Here is a 19,233-nt window from a genome sequence, read left to right as displayed (position 1 = left end):
GTGATGAACACCCGGCCGACCGCCCGTCCAGCCGCTGCCTCTGTGGGCGGCGACCTGTACGGTGGGAGCCTGCCCCAGCGGGGCCACCAGGGAGCCGCACTCCGGAACCGTCCGACCCGACCGGGTCAGGCGCCGACCGTGCGGCAGGATGAACGAGGAACGAGAGGGGGACACCAGATGATCGTGTTGCGTCGTGAGATCGGTGACGTGCTGCGGGATGCCCGTCAGCGGCAGGGTCGCACCCTGCGAGAGGTGTCCTCCGCCGCTCGGGTGTCGCTGGGATATCTCAGCGAGGTCGAGCGCGGTCAGAAGGAGGCGTCGTCGGAGCTGCTGGCCAGCATCTGCGACGCGCTGGACACCCCGATGTCGCTCGTCCTGCGCGAGGTCAGCGACCGGATCGCCGTCGCCGAGGGTCTGCTGATCCCCGACACCGTCCCGGCCGACTTCACCACCTGGGACGGCCCGGAGGGCACCTGGGGGCGGCGACGCCCCGAGCTCGCCCCCATCGGCTGAGCCACCGACCGGCCATCGCGTCGGCGCGGCCCCGGAACGCCTCGGCGTCCCGGGGCCGCGCTGTGTGCGGCATCGCGGTCCCCTGGTCCCTGAGAGGGCCCGCTGGGTTCTTCGAGCCGCCGAGGGGCCGCTCAGTTCCTCTACGGTGACCGCCCACCGAGTCCCACGAACCAGTGACAGCCCGCCGAGTGCGAGGAAGTTGTCGCTGTTCGGGCGATTTGGGCGGCAACTTCTTCGCATTCAATGCTCTGGGGTACGCGGGGTGGGGCGGGCTGGATGGGTGCGCGTGTGGCTCGGCGCGGGTGTGCCCGCGGAACGTACTGGTCTCGCTCGCGTGCGGCCGGCCGGGCTCAGGACGGGGTTTCCGGCTGACAGCGCGGGCACCAGAACACCGGTCGCTCCTGCGGTGGCCGGCGGGCGGTGCCGCGCCGGATCGGGGTGCCGCAGCGTCGGCACGGTTCGCCGCGGCGCGAGTGCACCCAGCTGCCCCGGCCCCGGGTGACGTCGCCCGTGGTGGTCGGCAGCGGAGTCTGCACCGAGCGCTGCATCAGGGCGCGGGCGATCCGGATCAGCCGGGTCGGGTCCGGCACCCGGTCGGCGGGGGTCCAAGGCCACAGGTGGTCCAGGAACTGGGACTCAGCCATGTAGATGGTGCCGATCCCGGCGAGCACGGTCTGGTCCAGCAGCACCTCGCACACCGGCATGGCCCCTCGTGCGGACCAGCGACGGAGCACCTCGGGCAGTCCGGCCGTCTCGAAGTCGTCGGCCAGGATGTCCGGACCCAGATGCCCGATCAGGGTGTGTTCCTGCGTGGTGGGCAGCACGTCGAGCATGCCGAGCAGCTCGCCGACCGCAGTCCAGGTGGCGTTGGCCAGCACCGCGCGGACCACGGGGGACCCTGCCTTCGCGCCGGGGGTGCCGGTGCGGGCGATCCGCCAGGACCCGTCCATCCGCAGGTGGGTGTGCAGCGTCCGGCCGTCGTCGAACCGGGTCAGCAGGTGCTTGCCGTAGGACGCGGTGCCGAGCACGGTGCGGCCGACCAGGTCGACCGTGGCCGCGGTGGGCCAGCGCAGGTCGGCACGGGTCAGCTCGCGTCCGGCCAGGGCCTCGTCCATCCGGGTGGCGGTGCGACGGAGGATGTCGCCCTCAGGCACCGGGCCTCCCGGGGACGGTGACGATTGGTCCGGTCATCGTGTGCCCCGCAGCCGCAGGCCGCGCGGGGTCGGCACGAAGCCCGCGTGCGCGAGCACCCGGGCCAGTGCGGTCGGCTCGGCACCGGAGGCGACCAGGAGGTCCACCCCGTCCGCCCGGACCAGGGTGATCCGGCCGAGCCGCTCCTCGCGCACCGCGTCCGCGAGCCGGGCGGTGGCCAGCCGGAGCTCGTCGGGCCGGTCGGAGAAGGTCAGCACGGTACGGCCGCCCTTCTCCAGGTACAGCACGAGGGCCCCGTCGACCAGCACGACGACCGCGCCGGACTTGCGGCCGGGCCGGTGACCGGTGGCGTCGTGGGCCCAGGCGGGCGAGGCGGGCCAGGCCAGTGCCGCCCCGTACGCGTTCGCGGGATCGGTGGCCGCGAGCAGCACCACTGCACGGTCGGCGTCGGCGGGCTCGCTCGCCTCGGCGATCTGCTCGATCCGCCGGGCCTCGCCGCGCAGCTCGTCCACGGCCCCGGGCAGCGCGAACTGCGAGCCGCCCAGGTGTTCGGTGAAGTACCCGCGCCGCACCTGCCCGGACTGCTCCAGCGCGGACAGCACCCGGTACACCCCGGCGAACTGGCGGGTGATCCCCTCGGCGGGGGCGACCGCCCGGGTGAGCACGCCGTGCCGGTCCAGCAGCTGGGCGGCGAGTGCGTGCGCGCGCCGGGTGGGATCCGTCTCCGGACGGGGCAGCACCGACCACCGTCCACCACCGTCCGGGCCGGTGACCGCGGGGCGGGGCGGACGCATGCCGCCCCGGAGTCCGAGTGCGCCGCCGTAGCGTCCGCCGGACATCGATCGTGCCCGGGGCGGGGCCGCCGGGGTGCGGTGCGCGGTGCGACCGGCGCCGAGCCGGGCCCGCAGCGGGGCGAGCCCGTCGTTGGTGGCGAGGCCGGCCCACACCAGGTCCCAGACCGCGTCGGTGAGTGCCGCCTGGCTCGGTGGGGTGCCGTCCTCGCCGAGCAGGTCGCGCACCCGCTCGGCCAGAGCCCCGAGGAAGTACGCGCCGCCGCCGGACAGGGCGCCCAGCACGGCCCGGTGCACATCGGTGTCCACCGTGCCGGGCAGCTCCTCCGGTGGCAGCGGCAGCGTGAGGTCGGCGGTGGCGGCCAGGTGCAGGCTGACCAGCCCGTCCTTGCCCGGCAGCGTGGCGTGGCCCGCCCAGAGCACCTCGCCGGAGGCGGTGAGCTCGTCCAGCATTTCCGGTCGGTAGTCGCGCACCCGGGCGGGCAGCACCAGCTGCTCCAGCGCGGAGGCGGGCAGCGCCGTCCCGGCCAGCTGTTCGACCGCACGGGCCACACCGTCCACGCCACGCAGCCCGGCGCCCGAGGACCCGGCGGCCAGCCCGGTCGCGTGCTGCCACGCGGGGAGGAACCGGGCGAGGGCCTGCTGCGGCACCGGCTCGACCTCGGAGCGCAGCGCGGCCAACGACCGGCGGCGCAGGGTGCGCAGGACGTCGGCGTCGCAGTACTCGTCGCCGGTGCCGCCGAGCGCGTCCGGTCGCAGCCGACCCTGCACGATCGACCCGGTGCGCTCGAGCCCCCGCAGCCCGGCCTGCACCACGGCGGTGCCGAGACCGAACCGCGCGCCGGCCTGGGCGGCGGTGAACGGTCCGTGGGTGCGGGCGTGCCGACGCAGCAGGTCACCGAGCGGATCGGGCAGCACCTCGGTGAACGCCTCGGGCACCCCGACCGGCAGCGCCACACCGAGCGCGTCCCGCAGTCGGCCGGCGTCCTCGATCGCGGCCCACTGGTCGGGCTCCGCCACCCCGGACATCCGGACCCGGATCAGCCGGCGACGGTGTTCCAGGTCGGCCAGCCACTGCTCGGCCTGGTCCCGGACGTCCTCCCGGGTGCGGTCCAGCACGCCGGACAGCGGCAGCGGGCCGTGCCGACGGACGACGTCGGCCAGTCCCTCCAGGTCACGGGCCTGCCGGTCGGGGTGCACGCCGGAGACCTCGGCCTCGGTGCGTTCCACCGCCTCCGGGTCCAGCAGGTCGGCGATCGCCGCGTCCCCGCCGCCGCCGAGCAGTTCCTCCAGCAGCGCCGGGTCCAGGGTCAGGGCGGCAGCCCGGCGCTCGGCCAGCGGGGCGTCGCCGTCGTAGAGGAACTGCGCGGTGTAGCCGAACAGCAGCGACTGGGCGAAGGGCGACGGCCGGGTGGTGGTGACCTCGACCAGCCGGATCCGCCCGGCCTGGACGTCCCGCATGATCTCGACCAGCGCGTCCACGTCGAAGTCGTCCTGCAGGCACTCCCGCACCGCCTCCAGCAGGATCGGGAAGTCGGGGTACCGGGACGCGACCGACAGCAGCTGGGCCGACCGCTGCCGTTGCTGCCAGAGCGGCTGACGACGGTCGGGGCGGCGGCGGGGCAGCAGCAGCGCGCGGGCCGCGGCCTCCCGGAACCGGGCGCCGAACATGGCCGACCCGCCGAGCTCGCTCCGGACCGCGGTGGCGACCTCCTCCGGCTCGATCAGCAGGTCGTCGGTGGTGACCGGTGACTCGTCGCCTGCGCCCGCGGCGGGTCCGGTGCCGAGCAGCTCCTCCAGGAAGTCGCCGGAGGCGATCATGTCCGGCAGCCTCAGCACGATGCCGTCGTCGGCGTGCATCGCGGCCGCGTCCACCCCGAAGCGTTCGCGCAGACGCGCGCCGACCACCAGGGCCCACGGGGCGTGCACCCGGGCGCCGTAGGGGGAGTGCACGACCACCCGCCAGTCGCCGAGCTCGTCCCGGAACCGCTCCACCACGATGGTGGAGTCGCTGGGCAGCGCACCGGTGGCCTCCTGCTGCTCGCGCAGGTAGGCCAGCAGGTTGTCGCCGGCCCAGTCGTCGAGACCGGCGGCCGTGACCCGCTCGCGGGCCTGCTCGTCGGGCAGTGCGGCCACCTCCCGGGACCAGGCGCCCATCGCGCGGCCGAGGGTGGCGGGCCGGCCCTGGGAGTCGCCCTTCCAGAACGGCAGGCGTCCGGGCAGTCCGGGGGCGGGGGTGACCAGCACCCGGTCCGGGGTGATGTCCTCGATCCGCCAGGTGCTGGAGCCGAGCGTGAAGGTGTCGCCCACCCGCGACTCGTAGACCATCTCCTCGTCCAGCTCACCGACCCGTTTGCCGCCGCGCAGCTGACCGCCGGAGCGCTCGGCGTCCACCGGTACGTCCGCCGTCTCGGCACCGGTGGCCAGGAACACGCCGTACAGCCCGCGGTCGGGGATGGTGCCGCCGCTGGTCACCGCGAGCCGGAGCGCGCCGGGCCGGGCGGTGAGCACGTCGGCGGCCCGGTCCCAGACGATCCGGGGCCGCAGCTCGGCGAACTCCTCCGAGGGGTAGCGCCCGGCCAGCATGTCCAGCACCGCGCGCAGCGTGCCCTCGCCGAGGGTGGCGAACGGCGCGGAGCGGCGCAGCACCGTGGCGAGCTCGGCCACCGACCAGTCCTCGGTGGCCACCATGGCGACGATCTGCTGGGCCAGCACGTCCAGCGGGTTGGCGGGCACCGACACCGGTTCGATCAGGCCGGCTCGCATCCGCTCGGCGGTGACCGCAGCCGGCACCAGATCACCGCGGAACGCCGGGAAGACCACCCCGTGCGACACCGCGCCGACCTGGTGCCCCGCCCGGCCGATCCGCTGCAGACCGCTGGCCGCCGACGGGGGAGCCCCGACCTGCACCACCAGGTCGACCGCGCCCATGTCGATGCCGAGCTCCAGCGAACTGGTGGCGACCACCGCGGGCAGTCGACCGGCCTTGAGCTCGGACTCGGTGCGGGTGCGCTCGGCCCGGCTCATCGATCCGTGGTGCGCCCGGGCGATGATCGTCTCCGCGTCCCGGGTGTCCACGCCGACCGCGGCACCGGACTGCGCGATCACCTGCGCGGGCTGCACCTCGCCGTGATCGGGCAGCTCCTCGCCCTGCCGCTCGGCCCAGATCTCGTTCATCCGGGCGGTCAGTCGCTCGGCGCCGCGCCGGGAGTTGGTGAAGACCAGCGTCGAACGGTGCGCGGCGACCAGGTCGACCACCCGCTCCTCGACGTGCGGCCAGATCGACGGGCGGCTGACCGCGCCGCCCGGGCCGGCCGCCTGACCGGTCAGATCGCGCTCCCCGTCGGGCAGCGGTTCCGGTCGATCGGCCTGCGGCCGTGCGGAGCCGAGGTCCGGCGCGGACGCCAGGTCGGACAGGTCCGGCACCGGGACCACGACGTCGACGTCGATCACCTTGCTCGACGGCGGCTGCACCACCACGACCTCGCGTCCGCCGTCCGCGGGGGTCCGGGCGCCGGACAGGAACCCGGCCACCCGGTCCACCGGGGTGACCGTCGCGGACAGCCCGACCCGCTGCGCCGGTCCGGGCCCGCCAGGGCGGTCGAGCATCGCGTCGAGCCGTTCCAGCGACGCCGCCAGGTGCGCACCGCGCTTGGTCCCGGCGACGGCGTGGATCTCGTCGATGATCACCGTGCGCACCCCGGACAGCCCGGAGCGTGCGGCCGAGGTCAGCACCAGGAACAGCGACTCCGGGGTGGTGATGAGGATGTCCGGCGGTTTGCCGGCGAACGCCCGGCGCTCGGCCGGGGGCGTGTCGCCGGTGCGGACGCCGACCTGCACGTCGGGCAGCTCCAGCCCGCGCCGGGTCGCCGCCTGGCGGATGCCGACCAGCGGGGACCGGAGGTTGCGCTCGACGTCGGTGGCCAGGGCCTTGAGCGGGGAGATGTAGAGCACGTGGCAGCGCTGCAGCGGGTCGGGATCGCCCCCGCCGCTCTGCGGGTCGCCCTGGGGCCCGAGCGGCGCCCGGCCGGTGAGGATGCCGTCCAGCGCCCAGAGGAAGGCGGCCAGGGTCTTGCCGGAGCCTGTGGGGGCGACCACCAGGGCGTGCCGGCCGGTGGACACCGCGTCCCACGCACCGGCCTGGGCGCCGGTGGGCTCCGCGAACGCCCCGCGGAACCAGTCCTCGGTGGCCGGGGAGAACCGTCGCAGCACGTCATCGGGGGCGGGGCGTTCTGCGTCGGTCACCGGGTCATTGTGGCCCGGGGGTCCGACATCCGCGCCGCGGCCGATCGGCGGGGAGGGGGTGCGTCGGCACCGGCCGGTCGTGGCAGGGTGTGCGGGTGCGGTATCGCGAGTTCTGGCAGTTGGTGGACGAGGTCTTCGGCAGTGCGCACGGCCGGTCGCTGGTGCGCGAGTACGTCCTGCCCCGGCTCGGCGGCCTCACCGCGGAGCAGGCGATGGAGCAGGGCGTCGAACCTCGGGACATCTGGCATGCACTCTGCGACGAGCTGGACGTGCCGGACGCGCAGCGCTGGGGCACGGACCAGCACCGGCAGGCACCGCCGCGCCGCTGACCAGCGCGTGGCACGCTGAGGGCATGACCGGACGGCAGGCGCTGCGTCGCTGGTGGGCGATCACGCTCAGCGACCTGGGCGACGTGCTGCTCGGCCTGATGATCACCGCGCTCGGCCTCGGGGTCGGCATCGCCCTGGTCGACGGGGTGAGTGCCAGCAACCCGGGATCGGTGCTGCTGGTGACCGCCGCCGTCGGACTCGGCGACCTGGTGCTGCGGCCGTCGCTGCGGGTGCTGGCCCGGGTCGGCGGGGCGATGGGCGCCCTGGTCGCCGGGCTCGGAGCGCAGGTGCTGGTCGCGTGGCTCGCGCTCTGGGCGGTGCCCGGGGTCCAGGTGCGCAACGGTTGGGCCGCGATCGGCGTCCTGCTGGTCACCGCGGTGGCGATGGCGATCGGCCGCTGGGTGTGGGGCGCGGGAGACTCGGACTACGTGGTCGGCGACGTGCTGCGGCGCGCGCGCTCGCGGGCCCGTCGCGCTGGGGAGGGCGGTGCGGTCGACGACGACCGGCCACGGCCGCCCGGACTGCTGGTGGTGCAGCTGGACGGGGTGTCCGCTCCGGTGCTCGCCCAGGCGGTGGACGCGGGTCTGGTGCCCACCATGGCGAGCTGGGTCTCCGCGGGCAGCCACCGCCCGGACCGGTGGTGGGCGCGGATCCCGTCCACCACCCCGGCGAGCCAGGCCGGGATCCTGCACGGCGCCGCCGACCGGGTCTGCTCCTTCCGCTGGTGGGACCGGGAGGCGGGTCGACTGGTGGTGACCAACCATCCCGACGACGCCGCCCTGGTCGAGCGTCGGCTGAGCGACGGTGCCGGGCTGCTGGCGGGCGGCGGCGCGGCGGTGGCGACGATGTTCTCCGGCGACGCGGAGCGGCAGTTCCTGGTGATGAGCCAGGCCCGGCGGGGGATCGGCCCCGGTGCGCCGTACCTGCGGTTCTTCGCCAGCCCGTTCGTGCTGGCCCGCGCGGTGACCCTGACCGCCGGCGAGGTGGTCAAGGAGCTCTACCAGGGACGTCGTCAGCGGCTGCGCGACGTGCGACCCCGGGTGGCGCGTCGCGGGTGGTACGTGGTGCTGCGCGGGATCACCAACGTGCTGCTCCGCGACCTGGCGACCTCCCTGGCCGCCGAGCAGCTGGTGCGCGGGGTGCCGGTGCTCTACCTGTCGCTGGTCGACTACGACGAGATCGCGCATCACGCCGGGCCCACCCGGCCGGAGTCGCTGCGGTCGCTGGAGGGGCTGGACCGGGTGCTCGGCACCCTCGACCGGGTGCGGGAGGTGGCGCCCCGGGACTACCGCGTCGTGGTGCTCTCCGACCACGGGCAGACTCTCGGTCCGACCTTCGAGCAGGTCACCGGGAGCTCGCTGCCCGATCTGGTGCGCCGGTTGATGGCCGAGCCCGGACTGGACACGGTGCAGGCCGCCGGCGACGAGGAGTGGGGACCGTTGAACGCCTTCCTGGCCTCGGTCCGGCCGCATGGGGAGGACCGCTCGGTCGTGCTCGGTCCGCAGGGCAAGGAGCGGTCCGGCGACCGGCACGCCGACAGCAGCCGGCCGGCGGGGGTGCGCACCGGGGCCCCGCCGCCGGATGTCGCGGTGACCGGCTCCGGCAACCTCGGCATGGTCTGGTTCCCGCGCGCAGAGCGGCGGCTGTCGCTGGAGCAGATCGACGCCCGCTGGCCCGGACTGGTCGGCGGGCTCGCGGCGAGCCCCGGGATCGGTCTGGTGCTGGTCGACACGGTCGCGCACGGCCTGGCCGCCGTCGGCCCCGAGGGGATCGCCTGGCTGGAACGCGGGGACGACGTCGTGGTCGAGGGCGTCGACCCGCTCGCCCCGTTCGGACCGCACGCCGGGCCGGATCTGCGTCGTCTGGGACGGCTGGCGCACGTGGGGGACCTGGTGCTGCTGTCCGAGCTCACGCCCGAGGGCTGGGTGCACGCCTTCGAGGGGCAGGTCGGGTCGCACGGCGGGATCGGCGGCGCGCAGAACTCGGCGGTGCTGCTGCACCCGGCCGAGCTGACCCTCGACGACGACCTGGTCGACCCGGAGGCGGGCACGCTGGTCGGCGCGGACGCGGTGCACCGCCAACTGGTGCGCTGGGCCGAGCGGCTGGGCCTGCGGGACGGCGTGACGCCGGTCGCGGAGCCGGGACGCACCCGATGAGCACCCTCGGGCTGCACTGGCTCGGGCACGCGAGCGTCGTCCTGGACCTGGCGGGGGCCCGGCTGCTCACCGACCCGCTGCTGCGCCCGCACGCCGGACTCCTCCGCCGTCGGGCCGCCCCGCCCCGCCCCGCGGACTGGGCGGGTGCGGACGCGGCGCTGATCTCCCACCTGCACCACGACCACGCCGAGCTCGGCTCGCTCCGGCTGCTCGGCGACACCCCGGTGCTCTCCGCCCCGGCGAACGCGCACTGGCTGGCGGGTCACGGACTGCCGGGGGCGCGGGGGATCGGCCCCGACGAGTGGTGGCCGGTGCCGGGGACCCCGGTGCGGGTGCGGCCGGTCACCGCGGTGCACGGGCACCGGCCGATGCCGCACCGTCCGAACGCCACGAACGGCTTCCTGATCGTGGCGCCCGGGATGCGGGTGTGGTTCGCGGGGGACACCGCCCCGTATCCGGCGATGCGTGAGCTGCCCGAGCTCGCCGGGGGGCCGATCGACCTCGCCCTCGTGCCGGTGGGCGGCTGGGGGCCGCGGCTGTCCGGCGGGCATCTGGACCCGGTGCAGGCGGCCCGGGTCTGCGCACTCGTCGGGGCGCGGCACGCGGTGCCGATCCACTGGGGCACCCTGCACGCGCCCGCCTCGCGGCGACTGCCGCCGGGCTGGATGGACCGGGGCGGTCCGGCCTTCGCGGTGGCGCTGGCGCGGGAGGGGCTGACGGGCAGCGTGCTGGAGCCCGGCGAGCGGCTCGCGCTGCCGGTCCCGGGCTCGACACGCGGGGTCCCGGACGACGTTTCTGCCCCCTGACCTGCGACGGCATCGTTCCCCGACACTCCGGGGCGGTGTGGTGGGTCACTCGAACAGATGTTCGGCTAGAGTGACCGCTGATGACACCGGAGCGGCGTCGTCCAGGGTCGTCGGACCGTCCCCAACCGGGGTGGAACGATGAGCTGTGGACAGCCGCACCGGGCATGTCGGTGGTCGGGCATACCGTCGTCGCAGCAGCCAAAGACCAGCCCCCGCAGGCGCAGCGAGAGACGCTGCTCGAATCGACGAGGTGGACACATGCCCGCTCCCCAGGACCGCGAGAAGGCCCTCGAGGCCGCCCTCAGCCAGATCGACCGCCAGTTCGGCAAGGGCTCGATCATGCGCCTCGGAGACGACGGCCGGCCGCCGGTCGCGGTCATCCCGACCGGCTCCATCGCGTTGGACGTCGCGCTCGGCATCGGCGGACTGCCGAAGGGCCGCATCGTCGAGGTCTACGGCCCCGAGTCCTCCGGTAAGACCACCGTCGCCCTGCACGCCGTGGCCAACGCCCAGCGGCAGGGGGGCATCGCCGCCTTCATTGACGCCGAGCACGCGCTGGACCCCGACTACGCCAAGAAGCTCGGCGTCGACACCGACGCGCTGCTGGTCTCCCAGCCGGACACCGGTGAGCAGGCGCTCGAGATCATGGACATGCTGATCCGCTCCGGCGCGATCGACATCATCGTCATCGACTCGGTCGCGGCCCTGGTGCCGAAGGCCGAGATCGAGGGCGAGATGGGTGACAGCCACGTGGGTCTGCAGGCCCGGCTGATGTCCCAGGCGCTGCGGAAGATCACCGGTGCGCTGAACGCCTCCGGCACCACCGCCATCTTCATCAACCAGCTGCGCGAGAAGATCGGTGTGTTCTTCGGCTCCCCGGAGACCACCACCGGTGGCAAGGCGCTGAAGTTCTACGCCTCGGTCCGGATGGACATCCGCCGGATCGAGACCCTCAAGGAGGGCTCGGACGCGGTCGGCAACCGCACCCGGGTCAAGGTGGTCAAGAACAAGATGGCCCCGCCGTTCAAGCAGGCCGAGTTCGACATCCTCTACGGCGTCGGCATCTCCCGGGAGGGCAGCCTGATCGACCTGGGCGTCGAGCACGGCATCGTCCGCAAGTCCGGCTCCTGGTTCACCTACGAGAGCGACCAGCTGGGTCAGGGCAAGGAGAACGCGCGCTCCTTCCTGCGCGACAACCCCGAGCTCGCGGCCGAGATCGAGACCAAGATCAAGGACAAGCTGGGGATCGGCGTCTCCGCCGCCGTGGAGACGGCCGAGGAGGTCAAGGTCGACTTCTGATGTCGACCGAGCACGCGACCGGCAGCGGCGCCCCGGGAGACGATCCCTGGGCGCCGGTGCCGGCGTCGGACGACCCGTGGGCCGACGTCGCCGCGGGCGATGACGCCTGGTCGGGCGGGGACGTGCGGGAGGCCTGGACGGCCGACGAGTCCGGGTCGGCGTGGTCCTCCGGTGCGGTGCACGAGGACTCGCCCGACCGGTGGAGCAGCAGCGCCGGGGCGGGGAGCGATCGCGCCGACGCCTGGGGCGATGCGGGGTCGCGCGGGGGCGACCGCGGTGGCCGGTCGGCGACGGCCGGACGGGCGCGGAGCGCGCGCTTCTCGGAGACCGGGCCGGGAGAGGTCACGGCCGGTGACGCGCCGGAGCGGAGGACTACCGTCTCCCGGCGGGGGGCGGTCGGGACACCCGCCGGTCCTGGCGCCGCGGAGCGATCGGTCGGCCCGGTGTCGCGGACGGCTCGTGGCGCAGACGCTCCGGTGTCCCTCGCCGACCTCGCCGCCGTCCTGACACCGGCCTCGGCGCTCGCGCGGCCGGCCGACGACAGGTCCGCCGCCGTGGACTCGGGTGAGCGGACCGGCGAGCTCCGCGACGGTCGCACCGCCCGTCAGGAGCGGATCGCGCGGATGCTCGCGGAGCGCGCCGCCGGTAGTGAGGCGCCCGAGGATGCCGAACCCGCCCTCTCGGACCCCGCCGTCTCGGACCCGGCACTGTCGCACCCCGCACCCTCGGATCCGGCCCTCTCGTACCCCGCACCCTCGGACCCGCCACCGCGCGCCGCCGTCGATCAGCGGGCCGCCGACGAGCTCGGCAGACCCGCGCGGTCGACCGCTCCGGCGCGTCCGCGTCGGGGCGGCCGACGTGCCCCGGCGACCGAACCGCCCGATCAGGGCAGCGCCGCCGTCGACGCCGAGCCCGATCAGGAGTCGGTCGCCCGGACCATCGTGCTGCGCCAGCTCACCGCCGCGCCCCGCAGCCGCCATCAGCTCTCCGAGGCGTTGGCCAAGCGCGACGTCCCGGCGGACGTCGCCGACCGGGTGCTGGACCGCTTCACCGAGGTCGGCCTGATCGACGACGCCGCCTATGCCGAGATGCTGGTCCGCTCCCGGCACTCCGAGCGAGGGCTGTCCCGGCGTGCGCTCGCCCTGGAACTGCGCCGCAAGGGGGTGTCGCCCGAGGACTCCGAGGTCGCGCTGGACCAGGTCGACGACGAGGACGAGGAGCAGGCCGCCCGCGCGCTCGCACGGAAGAAGCTCCGGTCCACCCGCGGCCTGGAGCGTGAGGTCCGCTTGCGGCGGGCGTACGGCGCGCTCGGCCGCAAGGGGTACGGCGGGGCGCTGGTCTCCAAGGTCGTGCGCGAGGAACTCGCCGCCGAGGAGGACGGCGCGGCGGACGCGTGAGCTCACCGCGCGTCCGGCGGGTGCGCACCCATAGGGGAGAATGACACCTCCAGCACGGCAGCACAGGAGGATTCATGCGGGACACGGCCATCGTCGTCGGGATGCTGGCCGCGTGCCTGGTCGCACTGGTCCTGGTGCTGATCGCACGACGGGAGGCCGCCGCGGTCCGCCGTCAGGCGCAGGAGGACGTGCAGTCGATCAAGGACGAGGCGCGCAGCGGACTCGCCGATGCCCAACGCCGGGAGGAACGGGTCTCCGAGCGCGAGCAGGCGCTGAATGCCGCCGAGCGCACGCTGTCCGAGCGGGAGCGTGAGGCGACCCAGCGCGAGCGCGCCGCCCGGGCCGATGCCGAGCAGGCCGCCGCCGCGCACCGCTCCGCCACCGATCGGGTCGCCGCCGCGGAACGTGACCTGGCCGAGCGACTCGCCGCCGCCGAACGTGAGCTCGCGACCCGCCGCGCCGTGACCGAGGACCAGACCCGCGCCGCGATCGCCGCCGCCGAGGACGACGCCCGGCAGCGGGTGGCGGCCGCCGAGCAGGAGGCGGTCGATCGTCTGGAGGCGGCCTCCGGGCTGACCGCTTCCGAGGCCCGGTCCGAGCTGATCCGCCGGGTGACCGCCGAGGCCACCCAGTCCGCGGCCGCCTCGGTCCGCCGGGTCGAGGCCCAGGCCAAGCGCACCGCGGACGCCCGGGCCCGCCGGATCATCGCCACCGCGCTGTTCCGCACCGCCGCGGCCACCAGCGCGCAGAGCACGGTCACCGTCCTGCCGCTGCCGTCGGACGACATGAAGGGCCGGATCATCGGCAAGGAGGGGCGGAACATCCGCACCTTCGAGGCGTTGACCGGGGTGAACGTCCTGGTGGACGAGACCCCCGGCTCGGTGGTGCTGAGCTGCTTCGACGCCGAGCGTCGTGAGGTCGCCCAGGTGGCACTGGACGCGCTGATGGCCGACGGCCGGATCAACCCGCAGCGGATCGAGGCCGCGTACGCCGACGCGGTGGCGGGTGCCGAGCAGCGGGACGAGGAGGCGGGGCACGACGCCGCGGAGCGGGCCGGGGTGAGCGGGCTGGACCCGGCGCTGATCCGGCTGCTGGGCCGCCTGCGGATGCGGACCTCCTACGGCCAGAACGTGCTCGAGCACCTGGTGGAATCCGCGTTGATCGCCGCGCAGCTGGCCACCGAGGTCGGTGCGGACGTCCAGGTCACCCGGCGTGCCGCGTTCCTGCACGACATCGGCAAGGCGCTCACCGGCCAGCAGCCCGGCACGCACGCTCAGGTCGGCGCTGCCCTGGTCGAGCGGCACGGTGAGGCGTCGGTCGTGGTGAACGGGGTGGCCGCGCACCACGACGAGGTCCCGCCGGAGACGGTCGAGGCCGTCCTGGTGCAGGCCGCCGACGCGGTCTCCGCGGCACGTCCGGGCGCTCGGCGCGAGGACATCGACCAGCACATCGAGCGCCTGGACGAGCTGGAGAAGCTCGCGGTCGGCCACACCGGGGTGCGACGCGCGCTCGCGATGGCCGCGGGCCGGGAGATGCGGGTGGTGGTCGAACCCACCGAGGTGGCGGACGAGGCGATGGGCCGGCTGGCCGTCGAGATCGCCCGGCACATCGAGTCCGAGCTGTCCTACCCGGGCGAGATCAAGGTGACGGTCGTGCGTGAGGTGCGCGCGTCGGCCACCGCGGGCTGACGCGCGCACCTCACCGCGGGGCCGCGCCGGTGGTCCCCACCGTTCCCGCGGTACCGACCGCGCCACCGGGCGCCCCGGCGCGGACCGCACCGGCCGTCCGACCCCGCAGTCGTCCGGCCAGCTTCTGCGCCAGCGCGCCGAGCAGCACGTTCAGCAGGATGAAGATCACGGCCACCACGATCAGGGCCGGGATCAGGTTCTGGTAGGTGGTGCCGATCTGCCGGCCCTGGCGCAGCAGCTCCACATAGGTGATCAGGTATCCGAGCGCGGAGTCCTTCAGGATCACGACCAGCTGGCTGATCAGCGCGGGCAGCATGGCCACCAGTGCCTGGGGCAGGAGCACCGACCACAGGGTCGAGCCCTCGGTCAGCCCCACCGCCAACCCGGCCTCACGCTGACCGCGGGGGAGCCCGTACACCCCGGAGCGGATCAGCTCGGCGACCACGGAGCCGTTGTAGAGGGTCAGACCGGCGACCACCGCGACCAGCGGCAGCTGGTCGACCGGCAGGATCTGCAGCTGGCCGAGGAACAGCCAGCCGAAGACCATCATCAGCAGCACCGGCACCGCACGGAAGAACTCGACCACCACGCCGCAGAACCAGCGCACCGGCGCCACCGGGGACACCCGGCCGAGCCCGAACAGCAGGCCGAAGACCAGCGAGGTGACGATGGAGATCCCGGCCGCCACCAGGGTGCCGCGCAGACCGGGCAGCAGGTAGTACTGCCAGACGTCGGCGGTGGCGAACGGCGACCACCGGGCGGCGGTCAACTGGTCCTTGTCGGCCAGCGCCTTGACGAACACCGCCGCGATCGCCAGCAGGACCACCGCGGCGACGATGTTGGCCACCAGCATCCGGCGCCGGGCCCGCGGACCCGGCGCGTCGAACAACAGCTGCGTCATCGTTGCACCGCCAGTCGTCGGGACGCCCAGGTGATCAGGACGCCGGTGGGCAGCACGATGATCACGAAGCCGAGCGCGAACAGCAGGAACACCGCGAAGATCACGTCCGGCCGGAACTCGATCATGGTCTTCATCAGGGCGGACGCCTCCGCGACCCCGATCGCCGAGGCCACGGTGGTGTTCTTGATCAGGGCGATCAGCGCGTTGCCCAGCGGCGCCACCGCGCCCCGGAACGCCTGCGGCATGATGACGATCCGCATGGTCTGGCCGAAGCCCAGCCCGATCGCCCGGGCGGCCTCCGCCTGACCGGTGGGCACCGTGTTCACCCCGGAGCGCAGGGCCTCCGCGACGAAGGCCGCGTGGTAGACGGACAGCCCGAGCACCGCGAGCCGGACGTTGTTGTCGTCCAGGAACGTGGGCGAGGACTTGTCGGCCAGGGCGATGCCCAGCGTGTAGAACAGCCCGAGGCTGCAGAACACGATGATCAGGGTCAACGGGGTGTTCCGGATCGTGTTGACGTAGAACGCCCCGGCGGCCCGCATGCTCGGCACGGGGGACACCCGCATCACCGCGATGATCGTGCCCAGGATCAGCGAGCCCACCGCCGACAGCCCGGACAGCAGCAGCGTGATGCGGAACGCGGCGAGGACGTCGTACTGGCTGAACAGCTCGGTGAAGTCGGCCCAGTAGCTGCCCATGCGCGTCAGCCGCAGGCCTCGGGCGTCGGCGGGTTGAGGTCGGCGTTCGGGGTGTAGTTCGCGTCGCCCAGGTTGTCGTCCAGCAGCTGCTGCCAGGTGCCGTCGTCGATCATGGCGGTGATCGCGTCAGTCACGTCCTGGCACATGTCGGAGTCCTTGGGCAGGCCGACGCCGTAGTTCTCCTCGGAGAACGGGTTGCCGACCACCTTGAGCTTCCCGGCGTAGGCGTCCTGCGCCGCGAATCCGGCCAGGATGATGTCGTCGGTGGTGACCGCGTCGATGGTCCCGGCGGCCAGGGCCTCCACGCACTCGGAGTAGCCGTCGAACTCCTGCAGCTGCACGTCCCCGGCGTAGTCGTCCTTGATCCGCTGGGCGGGGGTGGAGCCGGTGACCGAGCAGAGCAGCTGCCCGTCCAGGTCCTCCGGGCCGGTGATGTCCGAGTCCTCGGCGACCAGCAGGTCCTGCCCGGCGACGAAGTACGGCCCGGCGAAGTCCACGGTCTGCTTGCGCTCGTCGGTGATCGAGTAGGTGGCCACGATCATGTCGACCTGGCCGTTGGACAGCAGGTTCTCCCGCTGTGCGGACGGCGCCTCGCGGAATTCGATCTGGTCCTCCGAGTAGCCGAGCTTCTCGGCGATATACCGGGCGACGTCCACGTCGAACCCGGTGTAGTCGCCGCCCTCCTGCAGTCCGAGGCCGGGCTGGTCGAACTTGATCCCGACGGTCAGCGTGTCGGAGCTGTTCGAGCCGCCGTCCGTGGACCCGGAGTCCGAGCCGCCGGACGAACAGGCGGTCAGGGTGAGGCCGACGGCGGCCAGGGCCGCTCCGGTGCGAGCGATGCGGTGCATGGCGTGCTTCCTTCCGGTTGACGTCAGTGCGTGAGGATCTTCGACAGGAAGTCCTTGGCGCGATCCGTGCGTGGTGCGGTGAAGAACTCCTCCGGGGTGCCCTCCTCGACGATCTGCCCGCCGTCCATGAACACCACCCGGTGCGCGGCGCGGCGGGCGAAGCCCATCTCGTGGGTGACGACGATCATCGTCATGCCGTCCTTGGCGAGGTCGGTCATCACGTCCAGGACCTCGTTGATCATCTCCGGGTCGAGGGCGGAGGTCGGCTCGTCGAACAGCATGACCTGGGGCTTCATCGCCAGGGCCCGGGCGATGGCGACCCGCTGCTGCTGTCCGCCGGACAGCTGCGCGGGCAGCTTCCCGGCCTGATCGGCGACCCCGACCCGTTCCAGCAGCTCCTGCGCGCTGCGCTTGGCCTCCGCCTTGGACTGCCGTTTGGACTTGACCGGGCCGAGGGTCACGTTCTCCAGCACGGTCTTGTGCGCGAACAGGTTGAAGGACTGGAACACCATCCCCACGTCCGCGCGCAGCCGGGCCAGCTCCTTGCCCTCGGCGGGCAGCGGGGTCCCGGCGACGCTGATCGTGCCCTCGTCGATCGTCTCCAGCCGGTTGATGGTCCGGCAGAGCGTGGACTTGCCGCTTCCCGACGGGCCGATCACCACGACGACCTCACCCGTGCGCACGGTCAGATGGATGTCGCGCAGCACGTGCAGGTCACCGAAGTGTTTCTGCACCCCGTCGAGCACCACCAGCGGCGCTGTATCGGTCTGAACCATTCCGTGACGGTATGGGCGGTCTGTGACCTGCGCCATTCGGTCCGGTCACAGGGAGGTAACACCTGGACGTACCCTGGTCCGCGATGAGCACGATGACGCCCCCCGCATCCGCCGTCGGCCAGGAGACTCGCACCTACCTGGTCAAGACCCTCGGCTGCCAGATGAACGTGCACGACTCCGAGCACATGGCCGGCCTGCTGGAGCAGGCCGGTTACGTCGCTGCGACCCCGGAGGCGGCCGCCGCCGAGGAGGCCGACGTCATCGTGATCAACACCTGCGCCGTCCGGGAGAACGCCTCCGACCGGCTGTACGGCAACCTCGGCCGACTGGCCGGGACCAAGCGGAACCGGCCCGGGATGCAGATCGCGGTCGGCGGTTGTCTCGCGCAGAAGGACCGGACCGGCATCGTCGAGCGCGCGCCGTGGGTGGACGTGGTCTTCGGCACGCACAACCTGGACGTGCTGCCGGTGCTGCTGGAGCGCGCCCGGCACAACCGGGACGCCGCGGTGGAGATCGCCGAGTCGCTGCAGGTCTTCCCCTCGACGCTGCCGACCCGGCGCGAGTCGGTCTACGCGGGCTGGGTGTCGATCAGCGTCGGCTGCAACAACACCTGCACCTTCTGCATCGTGCCGCACCTGCGCGGCAAGGAGCGCGACCGCCGGCCCGGCGACGTGCTGGCGGAGGTGCAGGCGCTCGTCGACCAGGGCGCGATCGAGGTCACGCTGCTCGGCCAGAACGTGAACTCCTACGGCGTCGAGTTCGGCGACCGGGGTGCGTTCGCCAAGCTGTTGCGCGCGGCCGGCGCGACTCCCGGACTGGAGCGGCTGCGCTTCACCTCACCGCACCCGGCGTCCTTCACCGACGACGTGATCGCCGCGATGGCCGAGACCCCCGCCGTCATGCCCTCCCTGCACATGCCGTTGCAGTCCGGCTCCGACCGGATCCTGCGGGCCATGCGCCGGTCGTACCGCTCGGCCAAGTTCCTCGGCATCCTGGAGCGGGTGCGCGCCGCGATGCCGGACGCCGCGATCACCACGGACATCATCGTGGGCTTCCCGGGGGAGACCGAGGAGGACTTCGCCGAGACGCTGCGGGTGGTCGAGGAGAGCCGGTTCTCGTCGGCCTTCACCTTCCAGTACTCGATCCGCCCGGGGACCCCGGCCGCCGACCTGCCGGGCCAACTGCCCAAGGCGGTCGTGCAGGAGCGCTACGAGCGGCTGACCGCCCTGCAGGACCGGATCGCGCTGGAGGAGATGCAGCGGCAGACCGGTCGCACGGTCGAGGTGCTGATGGCCGAGGGCGAGGGGCGCAAGGACGGCGAGACCCACCGGCTCTCCGGCCGGGCCGCGGACAACCGGCTGGTGCACTTCGCGCTGCCGACCACCCTGGCCGAGGCCGACCGTCCGCGCCCCGGCGACCTGGTCACGGTCGACATCACCCGGGCCGCGCCGCACCACCTGGTGGCGGACTCGGCGCTGACCGGTGGCAGCTTCGCGGTGCGCCGGACCCGGGCGGGCGACGCCTGGGCGCGCGGCGACGAGCACGACCACGGCGGCGACTCCTGCGGCACCGGTGCGGCCCCTGCCGGTCCGGTGCTGCTCGGCCTGCCGACCGTGGGACGCTGACCGGGCCTG

The 19,233-nt window shown here is 73.8% G+C and carries 14 protein-coding genes; 8 read left to right on the top strand and 6 right to left on the bottom strand.

Annotated elements, in window-relative coordinates; all coding sequences use genetic code 11:
• The first annotated feature begins 177 nt into the window (after window positions 1–177).
• Window positions 178–513: a helix-turn-helix transcriptional regulator gene (locus tag OGL89_RS07985; RefSeq protein ID WP_263119390.1), complete on the top strand. Its 336-nt coding sequence runs from the start codon at window positions 178–180 to the stop codon at window positions 511–513.
• Between the two features lie 350 nt (window positions 514–863).
• On the opposite strand, the gene OGL89_RS07980 is transcribed toward OGL89_RS07985, so the two are convergent.
• Window positions 864–1,667 carry a DNA-formamidopyrimidine glycosylase family protein gene (locus OGL89_RS07980; protein ID WP_263119389.1) on the bottom strand — a complete coding sequence of 268 codons (804 nt, stop codon included), beginning with the start codon at window positions 1,665–1,667 and terminating at the stop codon, window positions 864–866.
• Between the two features lie 33 nt (window positions 1,668–1,700).
• Window positions 1,701–6,701, bottom strand: coding sequence for an ATP-dependent helicase (locus OGL89_RS07975; RefSeq protein ID WP_263119388.1), 5,001 nt, complete (start codon window positions 6,699–6,701; stop codon window positions 1,701–1,703).
• Window positions 6,702–6,796: 95 nt separating this feature from the next.
• On the opposite strand from OGL89_RS07975, the gene OGL89_RS07970 reads away from it, so the two are divergent.
• The 6 genes from OGL89_RS07970 (at window position 6,797) to rny (ending at window position 14,376) form a co-directional block, all read left to right on the top strand.
• Window positions 6,797–7,030: a DUF3046 domain-containing protein gene (locus OGL89_RS07970; RefSeq protein WP_263119387.1), complete on the top strand. Its 234-nt coding sequence runs from the start codon at window positions 6,797–6,799 to the stop codon at window positions 7,028–7,030.
• A gap of 23 nt (window positions 7,031–7,053) precedes the next feature.
• Window positions 7,054–9,186: an alkaline phosphatase family protein gene (locus tag OGL89_RS07965; protein ID WP_263119385.1), complete on the top strand. Its 2,133-nt coding sequence runs from the start codon at window positions 7,054–7,056 to the stop codon at window positions 9,184–9,186.
• Window positions 9,183–9,992, top strand: coding sequence for an MBL fold metallo-hydrolase (locus OGL89_RS07960; RefSeq protein WP_263119384.1), 810 nt, complete (start codon window positions 9,183–9,185; stop codon window positions 9,990–9,992). Before OGL89_RS07965 ends, OGL89_RS07960 begins: the two co-directional genes overlap by 4 nt.
• A gap of 258 nt (window positions 9,993–10,250) precedes the next feature.
• Window positions 10,251–11,291: a recombinase RecA gene (gene recA, locus OGL89_RS07955; protein WP_263119382.1), complete on the top strand. Its 1,041-nt coding sequence runs from the start codon at window positions 10,251–10,253 to the stop codon at window positions 11,289–11,291.
• Between the two features lie 476 nt (window positions 11,292–11,767).
• Window positions 11,768–12,688, top strand: coding sequence for a RecX family transcriptional regulator (locus OGL89_RS07950; protein WP_263119381.1), 921 nt, complete (start codon window positions 11,768–11,770; stop codon window positions 12,686–12,688).
• 74 nt (window positions 12,689–12,762) lie between these two features.
• Window positions 12,763–14,376, top strand: coding sequence for a ribonuclease Y (rny, locus tag OGL89_RS07945; protein ID WP_263119380.1), 1,614 nt, complete (start codon window positions 12,763–12,765; stop codon window positions 14,374–14,376).
• Between the two features lie 10 nt (window positions 14,377–14,386).
• On the opposite strand, the gene OGL89_RS07940 is transcribed toward rny, so the two are convergent.
• Genes OGL89_RS07940 through OGL89_RS07925 form a run of 4 tightly spaced genes read right to left on the bottom strand, consistent with a single transcriptional unit; the run spans window position 14,387 to window position 17,599 of the window.
• Window positions 14,387–15,277, bottom strand: coding sequence for an amino acid ABC transporter permease (locus OGL89_RS07940; protein WP_263119379.1), 891 nt, complete (start codon window positions 15,275–15,277; stop codon window positions 14,387–14,389).
• Window positions 15,274–15,975, bottom strand: a complete 702-nt coding sequence (locus OGL89_RS07935) for an amino acid ABC transporter permease (RefSeq protein ID WP_263119378.1) — start codon at window positions 15,973–15,975, stop codon at window positions 15,274–15,276. The genes OGL89_RS07940 and OGL89_RS07935 overlap by 4 nt, the downstream gene beginning before the upstream one ends.
• Before the next feature lie 5 nt (window positions 15,976–15,980).
• Window positions 15,981–16,823, bottom strand: coding sequence for a glutamate ABC transporter substrate-binding protein (locus OGL89_RS07930; protein WP_263119377.1), 843 nt, complete (start codon window positions 16,821–16,823; stop codon window positions 15,981–15,983).
• 23 nt (window positions 16,824–16,846) lie between these two features.
• Complete coding sequence (locus OGL89_RS07925; protein ID WP_276582169.1) at window positions 16,847–17,599, bottom strand: amino acid ABC transporter ATP-binding protein; 753 nt, start codon at window positions 17,597–17,599, stop codon at window positions 16,847–16,849.
• An 83-nt stretch (window positions 17,600–17,682) separates the two neighbouring features.
• Here OGL89_RS07925 and miaB point away from each other — a divergent pair, with 83 nt between their 5' ends.
• Window positions 17,683–19,224, top strand: coding sequence for a tRNA (N6-isopentenyl adenosine(37)-C2)-methylthiotransferase MiaB (gene miaB, locus OGL89_RS07920; protein ID WP_263119376.1), 1,542 nt, complete (start codon window positions 17,683–17,685; stop codon window positions 19,222–19,224).
• Window positions 19,225–19,233 lie beyond the last annotated feature (9 nt).

Origin of the sequence: Cellulomonas sp. RIT-PI-Y, assembly GCF_025642745.1 — a bacterium.
In the GTDB taxonomy this organism is placed as follows: Bacteria; Actinomycetota; Actinomycetes; order Actinomycetales; family Cellulomonadaceae; genus Cellulomonas.
This window is presented reverse-complemented; position numbering and strand designations above follow the sequence as displayed.

Bases quoted from the DNA above. Each gene is read 5' to 3' on its own strand.
- OGL89_RS07985 (WP_263119390.1), top strand. From the start codon at position 178: ATGATCGTGTTGCGTCGTGAGATCGGTGACGTGCTGCGGGATGCCCGT.
- OGL89_RS07965 (WP_263119385.1), top strand. From the start codon at position 7,054: ATGACCGGACGGCAGGCGCTGCGTCGCTGGTGGGCGATCACGCTCAGC.
- OGL89_RS07960 (WP_263119384.1), top strand. From the start codon at position 9,183: ATGAGCACCCTCGGGCTGCACTGGCTCGGGCACGCGAGCGTCGTCCTG.
- recA (WP_263119382.1), top strand. From the start codon at position 10,251: ATGCCCGCTCCCCAGGACCGCGAGAAGGCCCTCGAGGCCGCCCTCAGC.
- rny (WP_263119380.1), top strand. From the start codon at position 12,763: ATGCGGGACACGGCCATCGTCGTCGGGATGCTGGCCGCGTGCCTGGTC.
- OGL89_RS07940 (WP_263119379.1), bottom strand. From the start codon at position 15,277: ATGACGCAGCTGTTGTTCGACGCGCCGGGTCCGCGGGCCCGGCGCCGG.
- OGL89_RS07935 (WP_263119378.1), bottom strand. From the start codon at position 15,975: ATGGGCAGCTACTGGGCCGACTTCACCGAGCTGTTCAGCCAGTACGAC.
- OGL89_RS07930 (WP_263119377.1), bottom strand. From the start codon at position 16,823: ATGCACCGCATCGCTCGCACCGGAGCGGCCCTGGCCGCCGTCGGCCTC.
- OGL89_RS07925 (WP_276582169.1), bottom strand. From the start codon at position 17,599: ATGGTTCAGACCGATACAGCGCCGCTGGTGGTGCTCGACGGGGTGCAG.
- miaB (WP_263119376.1), top strand. From the start codon at position 17,683: ATGAGCACGATGACGCCCCCCGCATCCGCCGTCGGCCAGGAGACTCGC.